Genomic DNA, 17,660 nt, shown 5'->3' with positions numbered 1-17,660 from the left:
ATATTGAGAAGGTTTGATATGAATTTTACCGTCGTTATTCCTGCGCGTTTTGGGTCCAGTCGGTTACCGGGAAAACCATTGGCGGACATTGCAGGCCAATCTATGATTGAGCGAGTAGTGCGACAAGCACAGCTGAGCGGTGCCAGTAACGTGGTGGTTGCCACCGACGATGAGCGAATTCAGGCGCACCTTGCTAACACTGGCGTCAAAGTTTGTATGACGCGCGCCGACCATGCCTCCGGCACTGATCGGCTGCAGGAGGTGGCCGCGCAGTTGAAGCTTCCCGAGGATGCCATTGTTGTGAATGTGCAAGGTGATGAGCCGTTAATACCGCCCGAAGTCATCGATCAAGTGGCGGCCAATCTGGCGGCCAATGGCCGGGCATCTGTTGCGACTTTGTGTGAAGCCATTGAGCATGCAGAAGACCTTTTTAATCCAAATGTTGTCAAGGTTGTCGCTGATCACTCCGGATTAGCTTTGTATTTTAGTCGCGCGCCCATGCCGTGGGCGCGCGATGAATTTATGGCCCGTGGTGCTGAAGTTCAAGGCGCTTTGCCTCACGCACCTTTTTTTCGTCATGTAGGTATTTATGCTTATCGCGTGGGGTTATTAAATCATTTTGTGAGCTGGCCTCAAGCGCCGTTGGAGCAAATTGAGTCTCTCGAACAATTGCGCGTCTTGTACTATGGCCATCGAATTCATGTGGCCGAAGCCTGTGCAGCGGTGCCCGGCGGTGTAGACACTCAGGCTGATTTAGAGCGCCTGCGCAAGTTGCTAGGCTGATTCTATAGGCAGCCATGCACCCGAAACACAGCAATATTTAAAGGGCGGATCAGTGAAAATTAAGGTATTGATGGTTTGTCTGGGCAATATATGTCGATCGCCGACAGCGCAGGGCGTATTTCAAGCGGAGTTACTTAAGCAAAATCTCTCACATTTGGTGGGCGTAGATTCCGCTGGCACGGCCGCATGGCATGTGGGTAAGGCCCCCGATGCACGCAGCCAGGCGCATGCAAAACGGAGAGGTTACGATTTCGATTTGTCGGCATTGTCTGCGCGGCAAATTCAGACACAAGATTTTCACGAGTTCGATTATATCTTGGCCATGGATCAGCACAATTTTGATGAGCTACAAGCGATACAGCCATCCGGCAGTCGGGCGACGCTGGATTTGTTTTTGCGGTTTGCGCCAGATGCAGAAAAGCGAGAAGTTCCCGACCCATACTATGGTGGCGACGCCGGTTTTGAAGAGGTGTTGGACCTAGTGGAGCGCGCGTCGTTAGGACTTATTAATCATTTGCGATCCACCGATTTGCGGTCTGCTGCACTGTGAATATGCTTAGTCGCGTTGAGCTACAAGACCTTTGTACTATGGCAACGCCGGCTTTGGCCGAACATTTCGTTTGTGTTTCAGATCTAGCATCGCTACTTGCTGCGCTCACAGTCGCAGAAAAAAGAAATTGGCCCGTCACTGTTTTGGGTGGTGGAAGTAACGTCATTTTTCGTAACGATGTGCCCGGTCTCGTGATTCAAATGGCCATCAAGGGAATTGCATCTAAGATCGATGTCGATGGTGTGCTGGTGACCGCGGGTGCTGGCGAGCGCTGGCAAGCGCTCGTGGACTTTTGTATTCAGCGTTCGCTATGGGGGGTGGAAAACCTCACCTTGATTCCCGGCACGGTTGGCGCTGCACCGATTCAAAATATAGGCGCCTACGGCGTAGAGTTGGAGTCGGTATTTCATGAGTTAACGGCACTGCGCCTTGCCGATCGGCAGGTGGTTAAAATGACGCGTGCCGATTGCCAGTTTTCCTATCGCCAAAGCCGATTCAAGCGAGACTTGGAACGCTACATTATTCTGGACGTGACCCTGCGTGTAAGCCGAACCGGCGAGCCCGTATTGCATTATCCAGGTTTGCAGGGGGCATGCGCTGATATCGAGCAAGCGTTGACGCCAGCAGCGGTAGCCAAGGCCGTTGCGGCCCTAAGGCGCGCCAAATTGCCAGACCCGCAGGTAATACCGAATAGCGGGAGTTTTTTCCACAACCCCGTGGTCGATCTCGCACAGGCCGCGGCATTAAAACAGCGTTGGCCAGAGCTGGTGAGTTATGCGTTACCAGACAGTAAGGTGAAGCTAGCTGCCGGGTGGCTGATTGAACAAGCTGGCTTTAAGGGGGTGTTGCGGGACGGTGTCGGCATGCACGCAGCACAAGCGCTGGTGATGACGAATCCCGGGCGCAGGGCAGGGGAGCAGGTGTTGGCGCATGCACAGGAGGTGGCAGCTAAGGTACAAGCTATGTTTGGAGTGAGGCTAGACATTGAACCTCAAATACTGCCCTGAGGTCATCGAACTTGTGGGTGGCGCTTTGGGCTATAAGCCCGATTATTTGGCGCCCGAAGCTGCTTTGAGACTTTTTGAGCACTGCCGGTCATTTTTAGACTGGGAGCAGTCGCTCGTTATGGTGTACGGAAAGGCGCATCCTATTCCCCGTTTAAATGCCTGGTACGGCGACGACAATATATCCTATCAGTACTCTGGTACTCGATTTCTCGCGCATGCATGGACCCCAGAACTGAAATCACTTTGTCTGAGCTTAAATGTGCAATTAGATGCGAATTTTAATAGTGTTTTGGCTAATTTTTATCGCAGCGGTAGCGACGCGATGGGGTGGCACTCAGATGACGAGCCTGAGCTTGGATCTGCGCCCGTTATCGCCTGTGTGAGTGTAGGGTGTGAACGGGTGCTTAGATTTCGTCACAAACAGCGGGCCGCCCCAAGTTTTGGGATGCCGCTGGAATCGGGATCGCTGCTCGTTATGGGAGCTGGACTCCAGTCTCACTGGCAGCATAGCCTACCAAGGAGAGCAACAGCGGGGCCTCGAATTAGCCTTACCTTTCGTCAGGTGTTCAAATCCGTCGATCATATTGCTTGACCCATCCGCAGTGAACTGGCTCACATTCACTGGTCAATTTTGGGTGCTGGTGGTACATTATTCCGTCAGAACAGCATGAAAGCCCTTAAAGCTGCGCGGCCTAAAGTGCAGCGATGGATGCAAGTGGCAATCAGTAGGGATAATAAAACGAGCACACGCTTGTTGTGCAGGTCTTTGGGGACTCACTTTTGATCAAAATACTGGTAGTCGACGACCATGATTTGGTGCGCACCGGGATTGTACGCATGTTGTCGGATGTAGAAGGGATTGAGGTTATTGGAGAGGCTGATAGCGGTGAAACGGCTATTACCCGGACCAAGGAATTATCGCCACACGTAATTTTGATGGACGTTAAAATGCCTGGCATGGGCGGGCTGGAAGCAACTAAAAAATTACTCCATTGGCACCCGGAAGTCCGCATTGTGGCAGTTACCGCTTGCGACGACGACTTATACCCACAGCGCCTCTTGCAGGCCGGTGCATCTGGCTATATCACTAAAGGTGCAGACCTCAAGGAAATGATTGAAGCTGTGCATACCGTAGTGCGTGGTGATATATACATGAGTAATAATATCGCCCGTCAACTGGCCATGAAAAACTTTGGTGGTCGCAAGGGTGAGCAGTCGCCTTTCGAGCTTTTGTCCGAGCGCGAATTGCAGACGGCCTTGATGATTGCAAATGGTCAGAAGCCTACAGACATTGCCGCCACATTTAATGTGAGCCCTAAAACCGTCAATACCTACCGCTATCGTATATTCGAAAAGCTTAATATTGGTAGCGATGTAGAGTTGACGTTGATGGCGGTAAAGCATCACGTACTGGATCCTGAATCGGTGGTGTAAAATTACGTAAGTTTTGCACCCATTCGCCCGGGCCTATCCCCCGGGCGTTTTTGTTTATAGCAACTAGAGTTAATGAGTGATCAAGGTAGTGCAGTGTCCTTAGACGAGCAGCCGAAAGAGCTTGAGGCAGAAGTTACTCCATTCGATTCGGCGGGCTTTGTTAAATCGTTACCCCATACGCCTGGCGTCTATCAAATGTACGGTGTGGACGGCCATATTCTGTATGTGGGTAAAGCAAAAAATTTAAAAGCCCGCGTTGCAAGTTATTTTAGAGCACAGGGGCTATCGGCTAAAACGGAAGCCTTGGTAAGGCGCATTCAAAGTATGCAGGTCACGCTAACCACAACCGAAGTGGAGGCGCTATTGCTGGAGCAAAGTTTAATCAAGGCCCAGCGCCCCCCCTATAATATTTTGCTGCGCGATGATAAGTCCTATCCCTACATATTTATATCCAGTCGAGATGAGTTCCCGCGTATAAAAGTGCACCGGGGTCTTAAAAAGAAAAAAGGCGAATATTTTGGCCCGTTTCCTGGCGCCAGTGCTGTCCATGAAAGCATTAATTTTTTGCAGAAAGCATTTAAGCTGCGAACCTGTGAAGACTCAGTGTTTTCAAATCGATCCAGACCCTGTTTACAGTATCAAATAGAACGCTGTTCCGGTCCCTGTGTGAAGCTCATTTCGCCCGAAAACTACCGAGCCGATCTGGCTAACGCTGAACGCTTTTTGCGCGGTAAAAGTACAGACTTAATTACTGAGCTCGCCGACCAAATGGAATCGGCGGCACACTCCTTAGATTTTGAGCGTGCAGCGCAGTTGCGTGATCAAATTGCAGCATTGCGCAGTGTGCAAACGGAGTCGACGGTCGATAATCAATCGGGTGATGTGGATGTAGTAGGGCTAGCAACTGAAGGAGAGCGCGTTTGTGTGCACTTTTTGTTTGTGCGCCAGGGGCGAATCCAAGGTAGTAAAAGTTATTACGTTAAGCACCACCTTGGCGAATCTGAGTCAGACTTATTGATGGCGTTTTTGGCCCAATGGTATTTAGCGGGAGGCGATCGTGATTTTCCGCGCGAGATTATTGTGCCGTGGGAGCTTGCCAGTGCATCGCTACTTTCTGACGCCATCGGCCAAGCGGCGAATCACAAAGTTGCTGTTGTGTGGCAGGTGCGATCCTACCGGCAGAGCTGGCAGTCGCTTGCGCTGTCAGCAGCCAAGCAAAATTTAGCCTCGGATTTGGCGGCTAAATCGAGCATGGTTCAGCGCTTTGAGGCGTTGCAAGCCATTTTGCACTTTGATGAAACACCGGAGCGATTGGAGTGCTTTGATATTAGCCACAGTAGTGGTGAAAAAACCGTGGCATCGTGTGTGGTGTTTAACCAAGAGGGGCCGCTGAAGTCCGACTATCGACGTTTCAATATTGAAGGCCATACGCCCGGCGATGATTATGCAGCCATGGCACAAGCGCTTACACGCCGGTATTCACGGGTACAAAGCGAGGGCGGCAGATTGCCCGATTTGTTAATCGTCGATGGCGGTAAAGGGCAGTTAAGCATTGCTCGTGACGTGCTGGAGGAGTTAGGGCTAACGCAGATGCGGCTCTTGGGGGTTGCCAAAGGCACGACCCGCAAAGCAGGCTTTGAGACTCTCATTGATGGCACGCGCGAGTTTGTCCTCGATAGTCAGCACGCCGCATTGCATTTAATACAATCCATTCGCGATGAGGCGCACCGATTTGCCATTACTGGGCACAAGCAGAGGCGCGACAAAGCCCGTAAAGTTTCAAAGCTAGAAGAGATTCCAGGAGTGGGTCCGCGGCGGAGAAGGGAGTTGCTTCGACATTTTGGCGGCTTCCAAGAAATCGCGGGTGCATCCGCTGCAGATCTGGCGAAAGTGCCGGGAATCAGTAAAAAACTGGCTGATGATATTTACACTGCACTACATTGAAGGTAACTTGCCCGCTTGCTCTAATCGGAAGTACTGCCGTATCCCTATGACTTTGGCCAATCAGCTCACTTTAGCGCGCATCGCACTCATTCCATTGTTTGTTGTGGTTTTCTACCTACCTTATAAGTGGAGCTACCCCGCGGCAGCAGTTATCTTCTCGTTAGCGGCAATAACGGATTGGCTAGATGGCTATATCGCCCGCAAATACGAGCAATCCACTGCGTTTGGGGCCTTCCTGGACCCCGTCGCAGATAAGCTTATGGTTGCGGTGGCGCTAGTATTACTTGTGGGTGCCCACGACAGCGCGTTTTTGTCGGTTGCAGCTGCGGTGATTATCGGGCGCGAAATTGTAATTTCGGCCTTGCGAGAGTGGATGGCGGAGCTGGGTAAGCGCTCAAGCGTTGCGGTATCCTTCTTGGGAAAGGTAAAGACAGCGGCACAAATGGTGGCCTTGGTCATTTTGCTGGCATTTGAGCCTGAATCTCACCCTGAAGCGCAGTTGGCTGGATACTTTTTGATCTATCTGGCGGCAGGTTTAACGCTGTGGTCCATGTTCATCTACCTAAAAGCTGCTTGGCCCCTAATGAATTTGAGCCACAAGCCTTAATCGCTTGACTCTGCGTGAGAGCGCAATAGAATAGCGCGCTCCCAATGATAGGTTGGGTTGGATATGGTGGTGATTTCACCTAAGTATCAGAAAATATTGCATTTTTTGTAAATGCTCGGCTACAATGCCGACCCTTGGCGCGATAGCAAAGCGGTTATGCCACGGATTGCAAATCCGTTGAGCCCGGTTCGACTCCGGGTCGCGCCTCCATTTTTCTGCTTCAATCAACCCTGATTGTGGCACCCGCAGGCAACATTTTGCCCGCCCACTGCCCGAGTGGTGAAATTGGTATACACAGGAGACTTAAAATCTCCCGACCTCACGGTCGTGCCGGTTCAAGTCCGGCCTCGGGCACCATTTATACTTCGCAAAAAATTCCGCAGTTCAACCTCTGTCAGTGCACTGTTGTCCCCGGGGACTTGAGCCGGAGAGGTTCACTAAATGCGGCCAGCATTTAGAACAAGGAGCGCCAGCGACGCAGCCCGCAGGGCGTTAATAGCCCTTAGGCTATTAGCGTTAACCCGGCCTCGGGCACCATTTATACTTCGCAAAAAATTCCGCAGTCCAACCTCTGCCAGTGCACTGTTGTCCCCGGGGACTTGAACCGGGGAGGTTCACTAAATGCGGCCAGCATTTAGAATAAGGAGCGCCAGCGACGCAGCCCGGAGGGCGTTAATAGCCCTTAGGCTATTAACGTTAACCCGGCCTCGGGCACCGTTTATACTTCGCAAACACTTCCGCAGTCCAACCTCTATCAGTGCACTGTTGTCCCCGGGGACTTGAGCCGGAGAGATTCACTAAAAGAGTTTGGGTAAGACCGGTGTAACCCCCCAAAAAAGCCATCACCAAAATTTATTCAACTAGAAGAAGCCTAAACTCTCTCAAATCGTATCTCCTAACGATCAGACTTCTGACGAATAGAGTGCTTTGTACCCCGTAGCATAAACAGAAATACCGGAGCATCCACACTAAGCCGCTGTGGATGCAGCTGCTTAAGGCGCACTGTGTTTCGTAGTGGGGGAATATTGACGCGTAGTTGAGCAGGGAGTGGATAAGCCCATCAGTGGTTGCTGATGGGCTGAAGGTTTTATCAGTCTAAAAGTGACTTGTTAAATACGGTAAAATCCGCTTTGTATTTATCCCGAGTATCATAGATCACTACGAAGGTGTTGCCGTCTTCTTCATCGGGCACATCCACGACAAACGTGCGTGAGCGAATTTTTATTTTGCTTTTGCCTTTGTCGAGCGTCACCTCTGCGTAGTACTGGTGATTGCCTAAAAATTCGAATTCCACCAGTTCACCTCGATCTATCCGCAGTGACAGGGTTTCGTATTGGCGCCAGCCATCCTTGTCTGCGCCTTTTATTCGTTCGTTAAGTTCGGCCATCTTTTTCTGTGCGTGAAGTTGGCGAGGGGTGGGGGGGATTTCTGTTTCAGTTTCTGATTCCGTCGCCGTATCCATAGCAACTGTCTGAGTAGGTGCTTGCGCAAGTAAGACGGGTTCGCTGATTTGTGCAGTTGGTGCCTGCACTTTAACGGCCGCAGGTTTTGGCGTTGGTTGTGCTGCAGCATTGGCTTTTGCTACCGCGGCTTGTTGCTGTTTTTTAACGATAAGCGTGGAAATGGCGTTGATTTCAGCTTCAGTGGTTTGCTTTTCAACGAGCAGGGCGGTGTATTTATCGCGGGCGCTGGCGAGTCGACTCTGCCGACTTTCGAGGGCGTTCTTTGCGAGGTTTACCTTTTTGGTGGCTAATGACTGCTGCGTTTCTGCTGCGTCCCCGGTGTTCTGTCTTGCTTCGGCCAGCTCTTTTGTTGCGTTAGCTAGATCTATGAGTGCTTCCTGCAGTTTTTCTTCTGCATCCAACTGGCGCTCGCTATAGCTGTGAATGCGGCTGTCTAAGGTCGCTAATGAGGCCGTCTTTTTTGCGAGGTTCGCTTCCAGGGCGGCAATGGATTGCGCCGCTGATAGGGTCGAAAAGCTCATTGCGACTACGGCTAGTGCCATGGTCATCAGGGTGTTCAGGGTAGGCAACTTCATGTACATCTCCGCTGCGTGATTTTGGGTGGTCGCGGATTTTACAGTATCGCCTCACGGGTTGTAAGAATTGGAGGTTTATATCGATAAAATAGTTTTTATTGGTGTATTGTTGCGCCAAGTGGCGAAAAGTTGCGTAATTCTGGATTCTATTAGCGGAATATATCAATAATCGTAAAGCGTTGGCGCCTGTGGACGATGAGCTTCGACAAATATTGAGGTATGGCACGGCTAAACTCGCCAAATAATGCGTCGAAACGGACATCCGATTAATGCTTAAGTATTGAAAAAACAGCTGGTGGCGAAAGTTGCTAGCGGAAGTTGCCTAATTTTGCCGGTCTTGGATGGCTGAGCCGGTGGCTTTTGCGGTGATGCCGCTGCAGTTGGATGACCCATTGATTGATGCGTTTTTCGTCAGCTGGCGTGAGCTTGTAAAAGCTGAAGCCACACCGGTATTTGTCGGTCATTTTGTCGTAATTCGGGTGCTTTGCGACCAGCGATTGAGTAAAGCTGTGGTTGTTGGCCGTGAATTGAGCATTGGTGAATAGCTCACTGGGTTGAATGGGCGGGTGTACAAACTTATCGAAGACAACCCCGAGGCCATCAATAGATACGTCTGAAATCCAGCCCTCTAGGGGCTCGCGTTGGTCGCTCTGTAGGCTAATGTGCACCGGTTCTGAGGTGACACTTGCCCGAAAAGCGGCGCGGCGTTGCCGGTGCAATACGCGATTTGGCAGAGCAAGTACTATTCGAAGGCCAAGGTCGTCTTGATTCAACGTTAACACGCGTGCTTCGCCGCTGACTTGAACACCGCCGTAGGCGGCGCGGAAAACCAGCTCAACGCCGGTTTTGATCTTGCTTTGCAGTAATTTTTCGTTGAGTTGATCGATAACAAAGTGGCCCTGCTCGAGATCTACCTCAATTACCATACTGCTGGCAACGCCGTTGACTTCGGGTAGTGTGACGGTTATCAAGCTGCGGTGCAGTTCCAGCAGTTTCAGTACGCGAAAGATATCTTCGATATCAGTTAACCGCTGAGTTGCTTGGGCTTCATGATCAACCGGCATCGCTATGCCTGCGCGTAGGTCAGGGTGCGCTTGCCTGCGTTGTGGTTGCCTTTTTGGTTGTAGAGGGAGGTGTCCGCAGACTGGCCTTTAAGCACTGCCGTCAAGCGGTCCAACACTCTTTGGCTGCGCGCTAGCAGCTTACCGTTGGTTTCATTTTCCATTTTGCACCGCTTGATGTTTTGCTCGAGTGATTGCCATAGTTGCAATAATTTTTCGTCACGGCAACGAGAGAGTAAAAGGCGCCAATGTTTGTCGTCAGCGGGCAATTTTTGCTGGGTCAACAGCGCGTGTCGCTGTTTGCCTGCTTGATCAAGGGTCACCAATTCTTGGCTTTTTTGCTCGATGATATTGGCGAGTTCGTCAATGTTACGTTGGCTCAGTGCAACAGATTCACGCTTTAAGAGCTGCAGTAGGTTGCTTGCCGCACGGCACTCTTGGTCGATGATTTTAGCGATTTGAAAGGGAAGGGGGGTGGCCATGGCGCTTGCTCCGTACCGGTGATAATGGCTGACTATCACACAATACGCTGCAAGCTTTGTGCCGAGAAACGAGTTGCGAGGGCTAGAAACCCTCGCTGCTTAAAATTTTGTCGGCCAAGCGGTCGGCATTTACAGCATAAGATCCGTCGGCGATGGCGGCTTTAAGTTGTGCCACTCGCTCTTCATTGACTTCCGGTGCTTTGGCGATATTGTCTTCCAGACGCTTGAGCCCTTGGGCTTGGTCACTGAGCTGAACGCTGTCACGCGGGGCTTGACCCTGATCAGCTTGCGTCGAGGCAGGGCGGTCCGGAGCACTTTTCTGCCCAGAGCGTTGGCTTTGTTGTGTGTTCAGGTTGTTTAAGCCTGATTTGGGGTCGATAACCATATTAACCTCGTTACTTGCACCCTAAGTGGCGCCTTTAGTGCTCGGCAATAAGTGCTCGGCAATTTTGCGACAACACATGATCTGTCGTCTGAGTTTGTCGCATAAACCACGGGCAACGCATTAAATGGGTTGCTTTAATGGCTCTTACAGCGGGTTGTCGGCGGCAGTTTGTAGAACTTTAGTATTTTTTTCACCTTTTTACCTCGTTTCAACGGCTTATGGCTGGGCTGTTATGGGTTCCGACCCCTAAAACGGGACTTCAACATGGCCCTGTGCGATCACCTTGGCGCGCAATTTTCGGTTTGAACGGTCATTGCTGATGGGAATTTGCTCGCCCAGGCGCCCATTGCGCAACGCCGTTCCTGTCATCAGTACCTGAAGGCCCTCTGCGCGTGCTGCTATTTGCACTCTATCGCCGCGTTTAATGACCATGGGCTCAATTAGGTCTCTGATTTTGATAGGTTTTCCGGCCTCAAGGCCACGTCGTAGTTCTTTGCCGTCTGCGTCATCTGGGCGGTAAAGAACACCGGAACGGGCTTTGGTGATATTGATTTTAGTCAGTGTCATGTCGCTAGCTTGGAGCCGATGGCCGCGGGGTAGGGTGTGTCGAGCCACTAATATCGCGGTCCAAATGTTGACCTCGCCTTTCAGGTAGATTGCCCACGGGGTTTCGCCCGAGCAGCGCACGTGAATGGACAAATTTCCGCCGTTTTCCGGGGGATTGGAGAGGTCGATAGTCAAATTTTTGTCGCAGGCGCTTAGTTTGAGTCGGTCATCGGGCGCGCTAACTTTCAAGTCGATGTCGGCGGCGGGGTGTTGTCGTTTGTAGTATTGCGCCACTGTGGTTTCTGCCGAATCGACGACCGGTGTCCAGTCCTGCCACGGCCCCGCGGCGCTGGCGGCGGATGCGATCATTATCAAAGGTAAAACCCATCTACGTTTCATTCGGATTAGCCTATGCTTTTGTTAATGCTTGAGGTTCGGTGGCCGATAAGGGGTAAGTTGACCGTTGAGCCGGGCTTTAAGAAGAGTGACTGCAACATACATGCCGTCAGGCGAAGTAGCCCAATGTGGGCTATGTTTAGAGGCAGGCAATTGACTCAGTGCGTTTAAATGGGGGCCGCAATGGCAGGTGTGTTAGACAGTGTTAACCAGCGTACGCAGCTTGTTGGGCAAAATCGCCTTGAGTTGTTGCTATTCCGTCTGGCTGGCAAACAGTTGTACGGAATTAACGTATTTAAGGTTAAAGAAGTTCTGCAATGTCCTCCCCTCAATGAAATTCCCAAGCGCAACCCGGTAGTTCGCGGCGTAGCCCACATTCGGGGCGGCACCATTTCTATCATGGACATGAATCTAGCCACGGGTCACGGCGCGCTAAAGGATATCGAAAACTGCTTTGTGATTATTACCGAGTACAACCGTTCGACTCAGGGCTTCTTGGTCAAAAAAGTCGAGCGGATTGTCAATATGAACTGGGAGGATATACACCCGCCACCCAGAGGTTCCGGTAAGGCCAACTACTTGACCGCAGTGACTGAAGTCGAAGGGCAGTTGGTAGAAATTATCGACGTGGAAAAAATCCTGGCGGAAGTGTCACCGATCAGTGAAGAGATTTCTGCCGGTGTCATCGAGGACGGCATTGCTGAACGCGTGGTGCAGAAGCATGTGTTGATCGCTGATGATTCTACTATTGCACGCAAACAAATTCAGCGTGTGATCGAGTCCATGGGGCTTAAAACCACGCTGTGCAAGGATGGGCGGGAGGCATTGGACTTTTTAAATGGTCTTGCTGCATCTGGAAAAAGTGTCACGGAAGAGCTGTTGCTGGTGATTTCCGACATTGAAATGCCAGAAATGGACGGCTACACCTTTACGGCGGAAGTGCGTGCTACGCCTGCGCTTAAGGATTTGCACATTATTTTGCACACTTCGCTGAGCGGTGTGTTTAACCAAGCCATGGTTAAAAAGGTTGGCGCCAATGACTTTCTTGCCAAGTTCCACCCTGACGATTTGGCTCGGCGCGTCAACGATCGTGTGAAATCCATGTGCGGCGAAAGTATGCTCGACGAAGAATGATCCCAGTGCATGGAGGGCTTGTTGGTTGCAAAATCAGGTGGTCACAAAATTCGATGCCACGCAAGGTGCTTGCATGAATGCGTCATCTAGCAGTGGGCAGTCTGTACTTCAGGCTGCCCACTTTACCGCTTTCCGAGATTTTCTTGAGCAGGCTTGTGGCATTTATTTAGCTGAAAACAAGCAATATTTAGTGACAACGCGCATCATTCCCTTACTGAGCCACCACGGGCTAAAAGATCTTGGTGAACTGGTTCAGCAACTCACTGCTAATCGCTACACGGCGTTACGAGAGATAGTCATTGATGCAATGACGACTAACGAAACATTCTGGTTTCGCGATACATACCCCTTCGAACTGTTAAAACATCAAATATTGCCCGAACTCGCCGAGCAAAAAAGTAGTTTGAGTATTTGGTCAGCAGCCTGTAGCTCAGGTCAAGAGCCGCTGTCTATCAGCATGGCCATTGAAGAGTCTGCAAGAGCGAAGGGTGGCCGGCTAGGCTGTAACATCGATATTCTGGGCACAGACCTATCGCCTAGCATGTTAAAGTCGGCGCGCGAGGCGACCTATGACCGAAGCACGGTGATGCGAGGTCTTTCCAGCGAAAGGCTAAACACCTATTTCGATCAGTTGCCTGATGAGCTCTGGCGCGCCAAGCCACAAATATCCCAGCGAATTCGGTATAAACCGTTAAACCTTCAGGAAAGTTTTGGCGGTCTCGGTAAGTTTGACGTTGTATTCTGTCGCAACGTTTTGATCTATTTCAGCAATGAATTGAAGTTAGATATATTGACGCGCATCCATCGCGTGCTCAACCCAAATGGTGTGCTTTTTTTAGGTGCCTCAGAAGGGCTAGGTGGCGCGTCCGATTTATTTGAAATGGTGCATTGCAATCCTGGTATTTTGTACCGCGCAAAATAGCCTTCCCGTTTCCCGTTTCCCGTTTCCCGTTTCCCGTTTCCCGTTTTTTCATTTTTAGATTTATTTAGCTGTTGGCCTTTGCCGCACCGGACATTTGTTGCCGCTTAGGTTGCAGGTCGATGGTGATACTGAGTTGCTGTAAAAATATATTCCTTATAAATCAGTATGTTAAGTAAGTTTATGGAAGTGGCACAGCTATTGCTCTAGTCAATTGACGAAGTGAATAAGCCGCTCTTTGGCGATTACCCAGCAGTTGAGGTCAACATGGCAATCAGTTTTGCAGAAACCACCGGATTCTTTGAAAAGACATTGGATTTGCGTGCCCGTCGGGCCGAGGTCTTGGCGAACAATTTGGCCAATGCGGATACGCCTCATTACAAGGCGAGGGATATCGATTTTAAAGCGGCACTCCAACGTCAAATGCAAGGGGCAGAGCGCGGTTCATTTAACCTTGCGCGGACCCAAGGAACGCACATTGAGGGCCAATCTTCTGTTGGCCTGGAAGACTTACTGTATCGAACGCCCAATCAGCCCTCTGTGGATGGCAATACCGTTGAGGAGCAGGTTGAGCACAGCGCCTATATGCGCAACGCCCTGGCGTTCCAAGCGAGTTTTACCCTGTTGAATGGCCGCTTTAAAGGCCTGATGACAGCAGTAAGGGGAGAATAATCATGTCTTTAGATGCCATATTCGGAATTGCCGGCAGTGGATTAAACGCGCAAAGCCTGCGCTTGAACACCACGGCTAGCAACATGGCTAATGCCCAATCCGCGGCCTCCAGTACGGACGAAGTGTACCGCGCTCGCCATCCGGTCTTCACGACCGCTCTGAATCAGGCGCGGGGTGGCTTGATGCCCTTGTCAATGACCGAAGAAAGCGGGGCCGGGGTTCAGGTGCTTGGCATTGTAGAAAGCGATGCGCCACTTCAGCAACGGTACGAACCCAGCCATCCACTGGCAAATGCCGATGGCTATGTATTTTATCCCAATGTGAATGTTGTTGAAGAGATGACCAACATGATTTCTGCGTCGCGCAGTTTTCAAACCAATGTCGAAGTGCTAAATGCGGCTAAGCAAATGATGCAGCGCGTTTTGACAATGGGCCAATAGGAGGAATAGATCATGTCTGGTATAGGCAACATTGGCGGTGTGTTAGATCACTTAGATATTGGCAGTAAAAATAAAGAAAAGCCGAAGAGCAATGAACTTGGTCAGGCTCAATTTCTTGAGCTGCTGATGGTCAAAATGCAAAACCAAGATCCATTGAACCCACAAGATGACACCGAGTTCATTGCGGAGTTGGCCCAATTTAGCGAATTGGAAGAGATGGAAAAGCTCAACACAAATTTCTCTAGTTTTTCCAATGTGATGATGTCCAATCAGGCATTGCAGGCGTCCTCTCTGGTTGGTAGATCGGTAACCGTACCCTCGGAAACTGCACAACTAGCAACGGGTAATGTCATCAGTGGCAGTGTGGCGGTGCCCGCCAGCACCGGGGACGTCAAGGTCAATATCTATGGTGAAAACGGTGCGCTCGTCGAATCCATACCGCTTGGCTTTCAAAGCAAAGGCGAAATGGTGTTTCGGTGGGATGGGATGTACATGGAGGTCAATGGCGAGCTGACTGATTGGCAAAGCCAATTGCCCAGTGGCGCTGCACCCGGGCAATACAAATTTGAAGTGACAGCGAGTATTGACGGTGAGCCGACTCAGCTGGACACAGCGCTCAGTGCCAATGTCAACAGTGTGACAATTGGCACAAACGGAACCTTGACGTTGAACCTGGCAGGTATCGGGCCGGTCTCCATGTCGGATGTAAAACAGTTTAACTAGCCTAACAGCAGGGGATTACAATGCCATTCAATACAGCGTTAAGCGGCATTCGTGCAGCAAACTCCGATCTAAAAATCACGGGCAATAACATTGCCAACGCCAGTACAACGGGTTTCAAAAGCTCCCGAGCAGAATTTGGCGATGTGTATGCAACCACTATTTTGGGGTCGGGCGTCAACACCATTGGTGGCGGCGTGCGCCTGCAAGAGGTGTCTCAACAATTTAGCCAAGGCAATATTAGCTTTACAGAGAATGAATTAGACCTCGCCATCAGCGGCGCAGGGTTTTTTATTCTCAACCAAGGCGGTGACCAGCTGTACACGCGCGCGGGCACCTTTGGTTTGGATAAAGACGGGTATATTGTCAACAACACCAATGGGCGCCTGCAGGGCTTTGGCGCCGACATTAATGGTGTGATTGGTGGCGTAGTTGGCGACATGCAAATACAGACCGGCAATCAGCCTCCCCGGCAGACAACATCTGTGGAGTCGGCACTCAATTTGGATGCCAATGCCCCGGTTCTGCAACGATCCGGCACCACCATAACCACCGATGGTAACGCCATTGGCGTTACGCAAGTTGGGCTGCAAACAGCCACGACGTCGACGGCCAGTTCGGCAAGTTTCACGTTGCCCGGGGGCGGTTTTGATTTTAACGCGAACACCATTACTTTTGATTTACAGCTGACGGGCGCGAGCTCGGGTAATAACGGCACAGTGTCAATTACCTTGAATACGGCCAATGGTGTGCCGGCAAACATTAATAACTTTAATGACCTTCGCACACTAGAGGGGGTTATTAATGGTCAGATTTTCTCGCCAACGTCACCACAAACGCCCATTGATGTTTTAGCCGTGGCTGTCGATGACGGCGGGGGTAATTACCATCTTGAATTTCAAGCATTGCAGGATGGCGAGCCCGCTCAGGTGACGGTCACCAACGGCAGCGCCAATGCTGGCACTATAGGCTTGGCAGGTGCCATCGGCGCCGGGACAATCCAAGACAATTCCGGTACGCCCGCGGTAAGCAATGGCTATCCGCTGCAGTCCATTGATGTGGTGGGCCCCAATCAAACCATTACCTATACCAGTGCGGCGGGGCAGACGGCCTCCGAAATCGCCTCTGAAATGAATGGGCTTGCAGGGGTTACGGCTACCGCGACTACGGAGGCCCGCTTGCTGGCTGGCGGCTACAGTAATGTTGCTGGGAATATGGTGCTCACGTTAAATAATGTTTCCTTAAACGCGAATGATTTAGCAAGCCTCGAAATTGAGATTAATAATCTCTCTACGTCATCGTTGCCGGGCATAAGCGCCAGCTTAGATACCACCACCGGTGATTTGGTGGTGACCTCCAATATCGGTGACGATTTGTTGTTCACGATGACATCGACAGACGATGGTGACACGGTGGAAGTGCAGGGTAATCCTGCGGTGCCATCGCAAACCTTGGAGGCCGACCCGAGCAATGATGGCATTGGCGCCGGTAATTCATTGGCGTCACTCAACGGCATTGTGGTGGGTGGAGAAATTGATTTAGTGTTAGATGAAGGTTACATCATCAACAACCCAAATCCGCCTGCTATTGGTCTATACAGCCCCTTTACCACGACGTCCTTTCAACCGTTTGTGATTAATCAATTCGATCCCAGTGATCAAGGCACATACAACCATGCTACTTCTGTGACTGTTTACGATTCGCTCGGTAACAATCACGTAATGACACAGTATTTTGTGCGTCAAAATTTCGATCCCAACGATCCGCTTACGTCGCCAAATCATTGGTTGATGTATGTGCAAATCGATGGCGAGGATGTTGGTGACCCCGACACAACCTTGCCGCCACCCGGCAATCTTGCGCCGACGCGCGCTGGTTTCAATCTGCATTTTGATTCGAACGGTGCCCTGGACGCCCTATTAAGCGATGATATTCTTATCTCCAACTGGGTGCCCCTGGACCAGAATGGCAATCCCAACGGTGCCCAAGGCCCATTGAATCGATTGCAGGGCGGGGCATTGCCAATTGTGACGCCGCCGATGAATTCAAACTTTGAAATCTCCATGGACGGCACATCGCAGTTCGGTAGTGATTTCGCGGTGAACAACGTCGATCAAAATGGCTACGCTACCGGACGCCTGTCGGGTGTCGATTTGGATGATGAAGGCATTTTGTTTGCTCGGTTTACCAATGGTGAAGCGCAGGTACTGGGGCAGCTGGCTATTGCCGACTTTGCCAATGTGCAAGGGCTGCAGCCCGCGGGTGACACCATGTGGGCGGAAAATTTTGAATCTGGGATACCCCAGATAGGTACGCCGGGTACCGCCGCACTGGGTGTGATTAATGCCGGCGCGCTGGAGGATTCCAACGTGGATTTGTCTGAGCAGTTGGTCAATCTCATCATCGCGCAACGCAACTTCCAGGCCAGTGCCAAAACCATTGAAACCGCCGATGCGGTGACGCAAACCATCATTAACCTCCGTTAATCGGCTCCACCCAAAAAATAAAAAGGGCAGCAACGGCTGCCCTTTTTCATGTCTGG

Annotated in this window: 18 protein-coding genes and 2 tRNA genes; 15 read left to right on the top strand and 5 right to left on the bottom strand. The window is 51.0% G+C overall.

Features of this window, described 5'->3' with window-relative positions:
* Nucleotides 1-18 precede the first annotated feature (18 nt).
* The 9 genes from kdsB to FHS30_RS08045 all read left to right on the top strand — a co-directional run bounded on the left by kdsB (nucleotide 19) and on the right by FHS30_RS08045 (nucleotide 6,682).
* Nucleotides 19-783 (top strand): 3-deoxy-manno-octulosonate cytidylyltransferase, encoded by a 765-nt coding sequence (gene kdsB / locus FHS30_RS08085; protein ID WP_183909942.1) that lies wholly within the window; start codon nucleotides 19-21, stop codon nucleotides 781-783.
* A 52-nt stretch (nucleotides 784-835) separates the two neighbouring features.
* Nucleotides 836-1,333 (top strand): low molecular weight protein-tyrosine-phosphatase, encoded by a 498-nt coding sequence (locus FHS30_RS08080; RefSeq protein WP_343048950.1) that lies wholly within the window; start codon nucleotides 836-838, stop codon nucleotides 1,331-1,333.
* Nucleotides 1,334-1,371: 38 nt separating this feature from the next.
* On the top strand, nucleotides 1,372-2,340 hold the full coding sequence (gene murB, locus FHS30_RS08075; protein ID WP_183909941.1) for a UDP-N-acetylmuramate dehydrogenase: 969 nt from the start codon (nucleotides 1,372-1,374) through the stop codon (nucleotides 2,338-2,340).
* Nucleotides 2,318-2,932 carry an alpha-ketoglutarate-dependent dioxygenase AlkB family protein gene (locus FHS30_RS08070; protein WP_183909940.1) on the top strand — a complete coding sequence of 205 codons (615 nt, stop codon included), beginning with the start codon at nucleotides 2,318-2,320 and terminating at the stop codon, nucleotides 2,930-2,932. The genes murB and FHS30_RS08070 overlap by 23 nt, the downstream gene beginning before the upstream one ends.
* A gap of 188 nt (nucleotides 2,933-3,120) precedes the next feature.
* A complete protein-coding gene (locus FHS30_RS08065) occupies nucleotides 3,121-3,774 on the top strand; it encodes a response regulator (RefSeq protein WP_183909939.1) in 654 nt (217 codons plus the stop codon).
* A gap of 72 nt (nucleotides 3,775-3,846) precedes the next feature.
* Nucleotides 3,847-5,718 (top strand): excinuclease ABC subunit UvrC, encoded by a 1,872-nt coding sequence (gene uvrC / locus FHS30_RS08060; protein WP_183909938.1) that lies wholly within the window; start codon nucleotides 3,847-3,849, stop codon nucleotides 5,716-5,718.
* A gap of 46 nt (nucleotides 5,719-5,764) precedes the next feature.
* The gene (gene pgsA, locus FHS30_RS08055; RefSeq protein WP_183909937.1) at nucleotides 5,765-6,325 is read left to right on the top strand and encodes a CDP-diacylglycerol--glycerol-3-phosphate 3-phosphatidyltransferase; all 561 of its coding nucleotides are present in this window, start codon (nucleotides 5,765-5,767) and stop codon (nucleotides 6,323-6,325) included.
* Between the two features lie 136 nt (nucleotides 6,326-6,461).
* Nucleotides 6,462-6,535: transfer RNA gene (locus FHS30_RS08050), tRNA-Cys, on the top strand.
* Between the two features lie 60 nt (nucleotides 6,536-6,595).
* Nucleotides 6,596-6,682, top strand: a tRNA-Leu gene (locus FHS30_RS08045).
* A 733-nt stretch (nucleotides 6,683-7,415) separates the two neighbouring features.
* Here the strand turns inward: FHS30_RS08045 and FHS30_RS08040 are convergent.
* The 5 genes from FHS30_RS08040 to flgA all read right to left on the bottom strand — a co-directional run bounded on the left by FHS30_RS08040 (nucleotide 7,416) and on the right by flgA (nucleotide 11,236).
* The gene (locus tag FHS30_RS08040; protein ID WP_183909936.1) at nucleotides 7,416-8,363 is read right to left on the bottom strand and encodes a hypothetical protein; all 948 of its coding nucleotides are present in this window, start codon (nucleotides 8,361-8,363) and stop codon (nucleotides 7,416-7,418) included.
* 308 nt (nucleotides 8,364-8,671) lie between these two features.
* Entirely contained in the window at nucleotides 8,672-9,427 is a 756-nt protein-coding gene (locus FHS30_RS08035) for a flagellar brake protein (protein WP_183909935.1), read from the bottom strand.
* Between the two features lie 2 nt (nucleotides 9,428-9,429).
* Nucleotides 9,430-9,906 (bottom strand): flagella synthesis protein FlgN, encoded by a 477-nt coding sequence (locus FHS30_RS08030; RefSeq protein WP_183909934.1) that lies wholly within the window; start codon nucleotides 9,904-9,906, stop codon nucleotides 9,430-9,432.
* 82 nt (nucleotides 9,907-9,988) lie between these two features.
* Complete coding sequence (gene flgM / locus FHS30_RS08025) at nucleotides 9,989-10,291, bottom strand: flagellar biosynthesis anti-sigma factor FlgM (RefSeq protein ID WP_183909933.1); 303 nt, start codon at nucleotides 10,289-10,291, stop codon at nucleotides 9,989-9,991.
* 246 nt (nucleotides 10,292-10,537) lie between these two features.
* Complete coding sequence (flgA, locus tag FHS30_RS08020; RefSeq protein ID WP_183909932.1) at nucleotides 10,538-11,236, bottom strand: flagellar basal body P-ring formation chaperone FlgA; 699 nt, start codon at nucleotides 11,234-11,236, stop codon at nucleotides 10,538-10,540.
* Nucleotides 11,237-11,416: 180 nt separating this feature from the next.
* Between flgA and FHS30_RS08015 the strand changes: the two genes are divergently transcribed.
* The 6 genes from FHS30_RS08015 (at nucleotide 11,417) to FHS30_RS07990 (ending at nucleotide 17,604) form a co-directional block, all read left to right on the top strand.
* On the top strand, nucleotides 11,417-12,367 hold the full coding sequence (locus FHS30_RS08015) for a chemotaxis protein CheV (RefSeq protein WP_183909931.1): 951 nt from the start codon (nucleotides 11,417-11,419) through the stop codon (nucleotides 12,365-12,367).
* A gap of 73 nt (nucleotides 12,368-12,440) precedes the next feature.
* Nucleotides 12,441-13,289 (top strand): CheR family methyltransferase, encoded by an 849-nt coding sequence (locus FHS30_RS08010; RefSeq protein ID WP_183909930.1) that lies wholly within the window; start codon nucleotides 12,441-12,443, stop codon nucleotides 13,287-13,289.
* Nucleotides 13,290-13,553: 264 nt separating this feature from the next.
* A complete protein-coding gene (gene flgB / locus FHS30_RS08005) occupies nucleotides 13,554-13,958 on the top strand; it encodes a flagellar basal body rod protein FlgB (RefSeq protein ID WP_183910273.1) in 405 nt (134 codons plus the stop codon).
* A gap of 2 nt (nucleotides 13,959-13,960) precedes the next feature.
* A complete protein-coding gene (gene flgC / locus FHS30_RS08000; RefSeq protein ID WP_183909929.1) occupies nucleotides 13,961-14,398 on the top strand; it encodes a flagellar basal body rod protein FlgC in 438 nt (145 codons plus the stop codon).
* A gap of 12 nt (nucleotides 14,399-14,410) precedes the next feature.
* Entirely contained in the window at nucleotides 14,411-15,121 is a 711-nt protein-coding gene (locus tag FHS30_RS07995; protein ID WP_183909928.1) for a flagellar hook assembly protein FlgD, read from the top strand.
* Between the two features lie 20 nt (nucleotides 15,122-15,141).
* Nucleotides 15,142-17,604 carry a flagellar hook-basal body complex protein gene (locus tag FHS30_RS07990; protein WP_183909927.1) on the top strand — a complete coding sequence of 821 codons (2,463 nt, stop codon included), beginning with the start codon at nucleotides 15,142-15,144 and terminating at the stop codon, nucleotides 17,602-17,604.
* Nucleotides 17,605-17,660: the final 56 nt, after the last annotated feature.

Origin of the sequence: Simiduia aestuariiviva, assembly GCF_014192475.1 — a bacterium.
Taxonomy (GTDB): Bacteria; Pseudomonadota; Gammaproteobacteria; order Pseudomonadales; family Cellvibrionaceae; genus Simiduia; species Simiduia aestuariiviva.
Note: the sequence above shows the minus strand (reverse complement) of the source record. Positions and strands in the feature narration are given on the sequence as shown.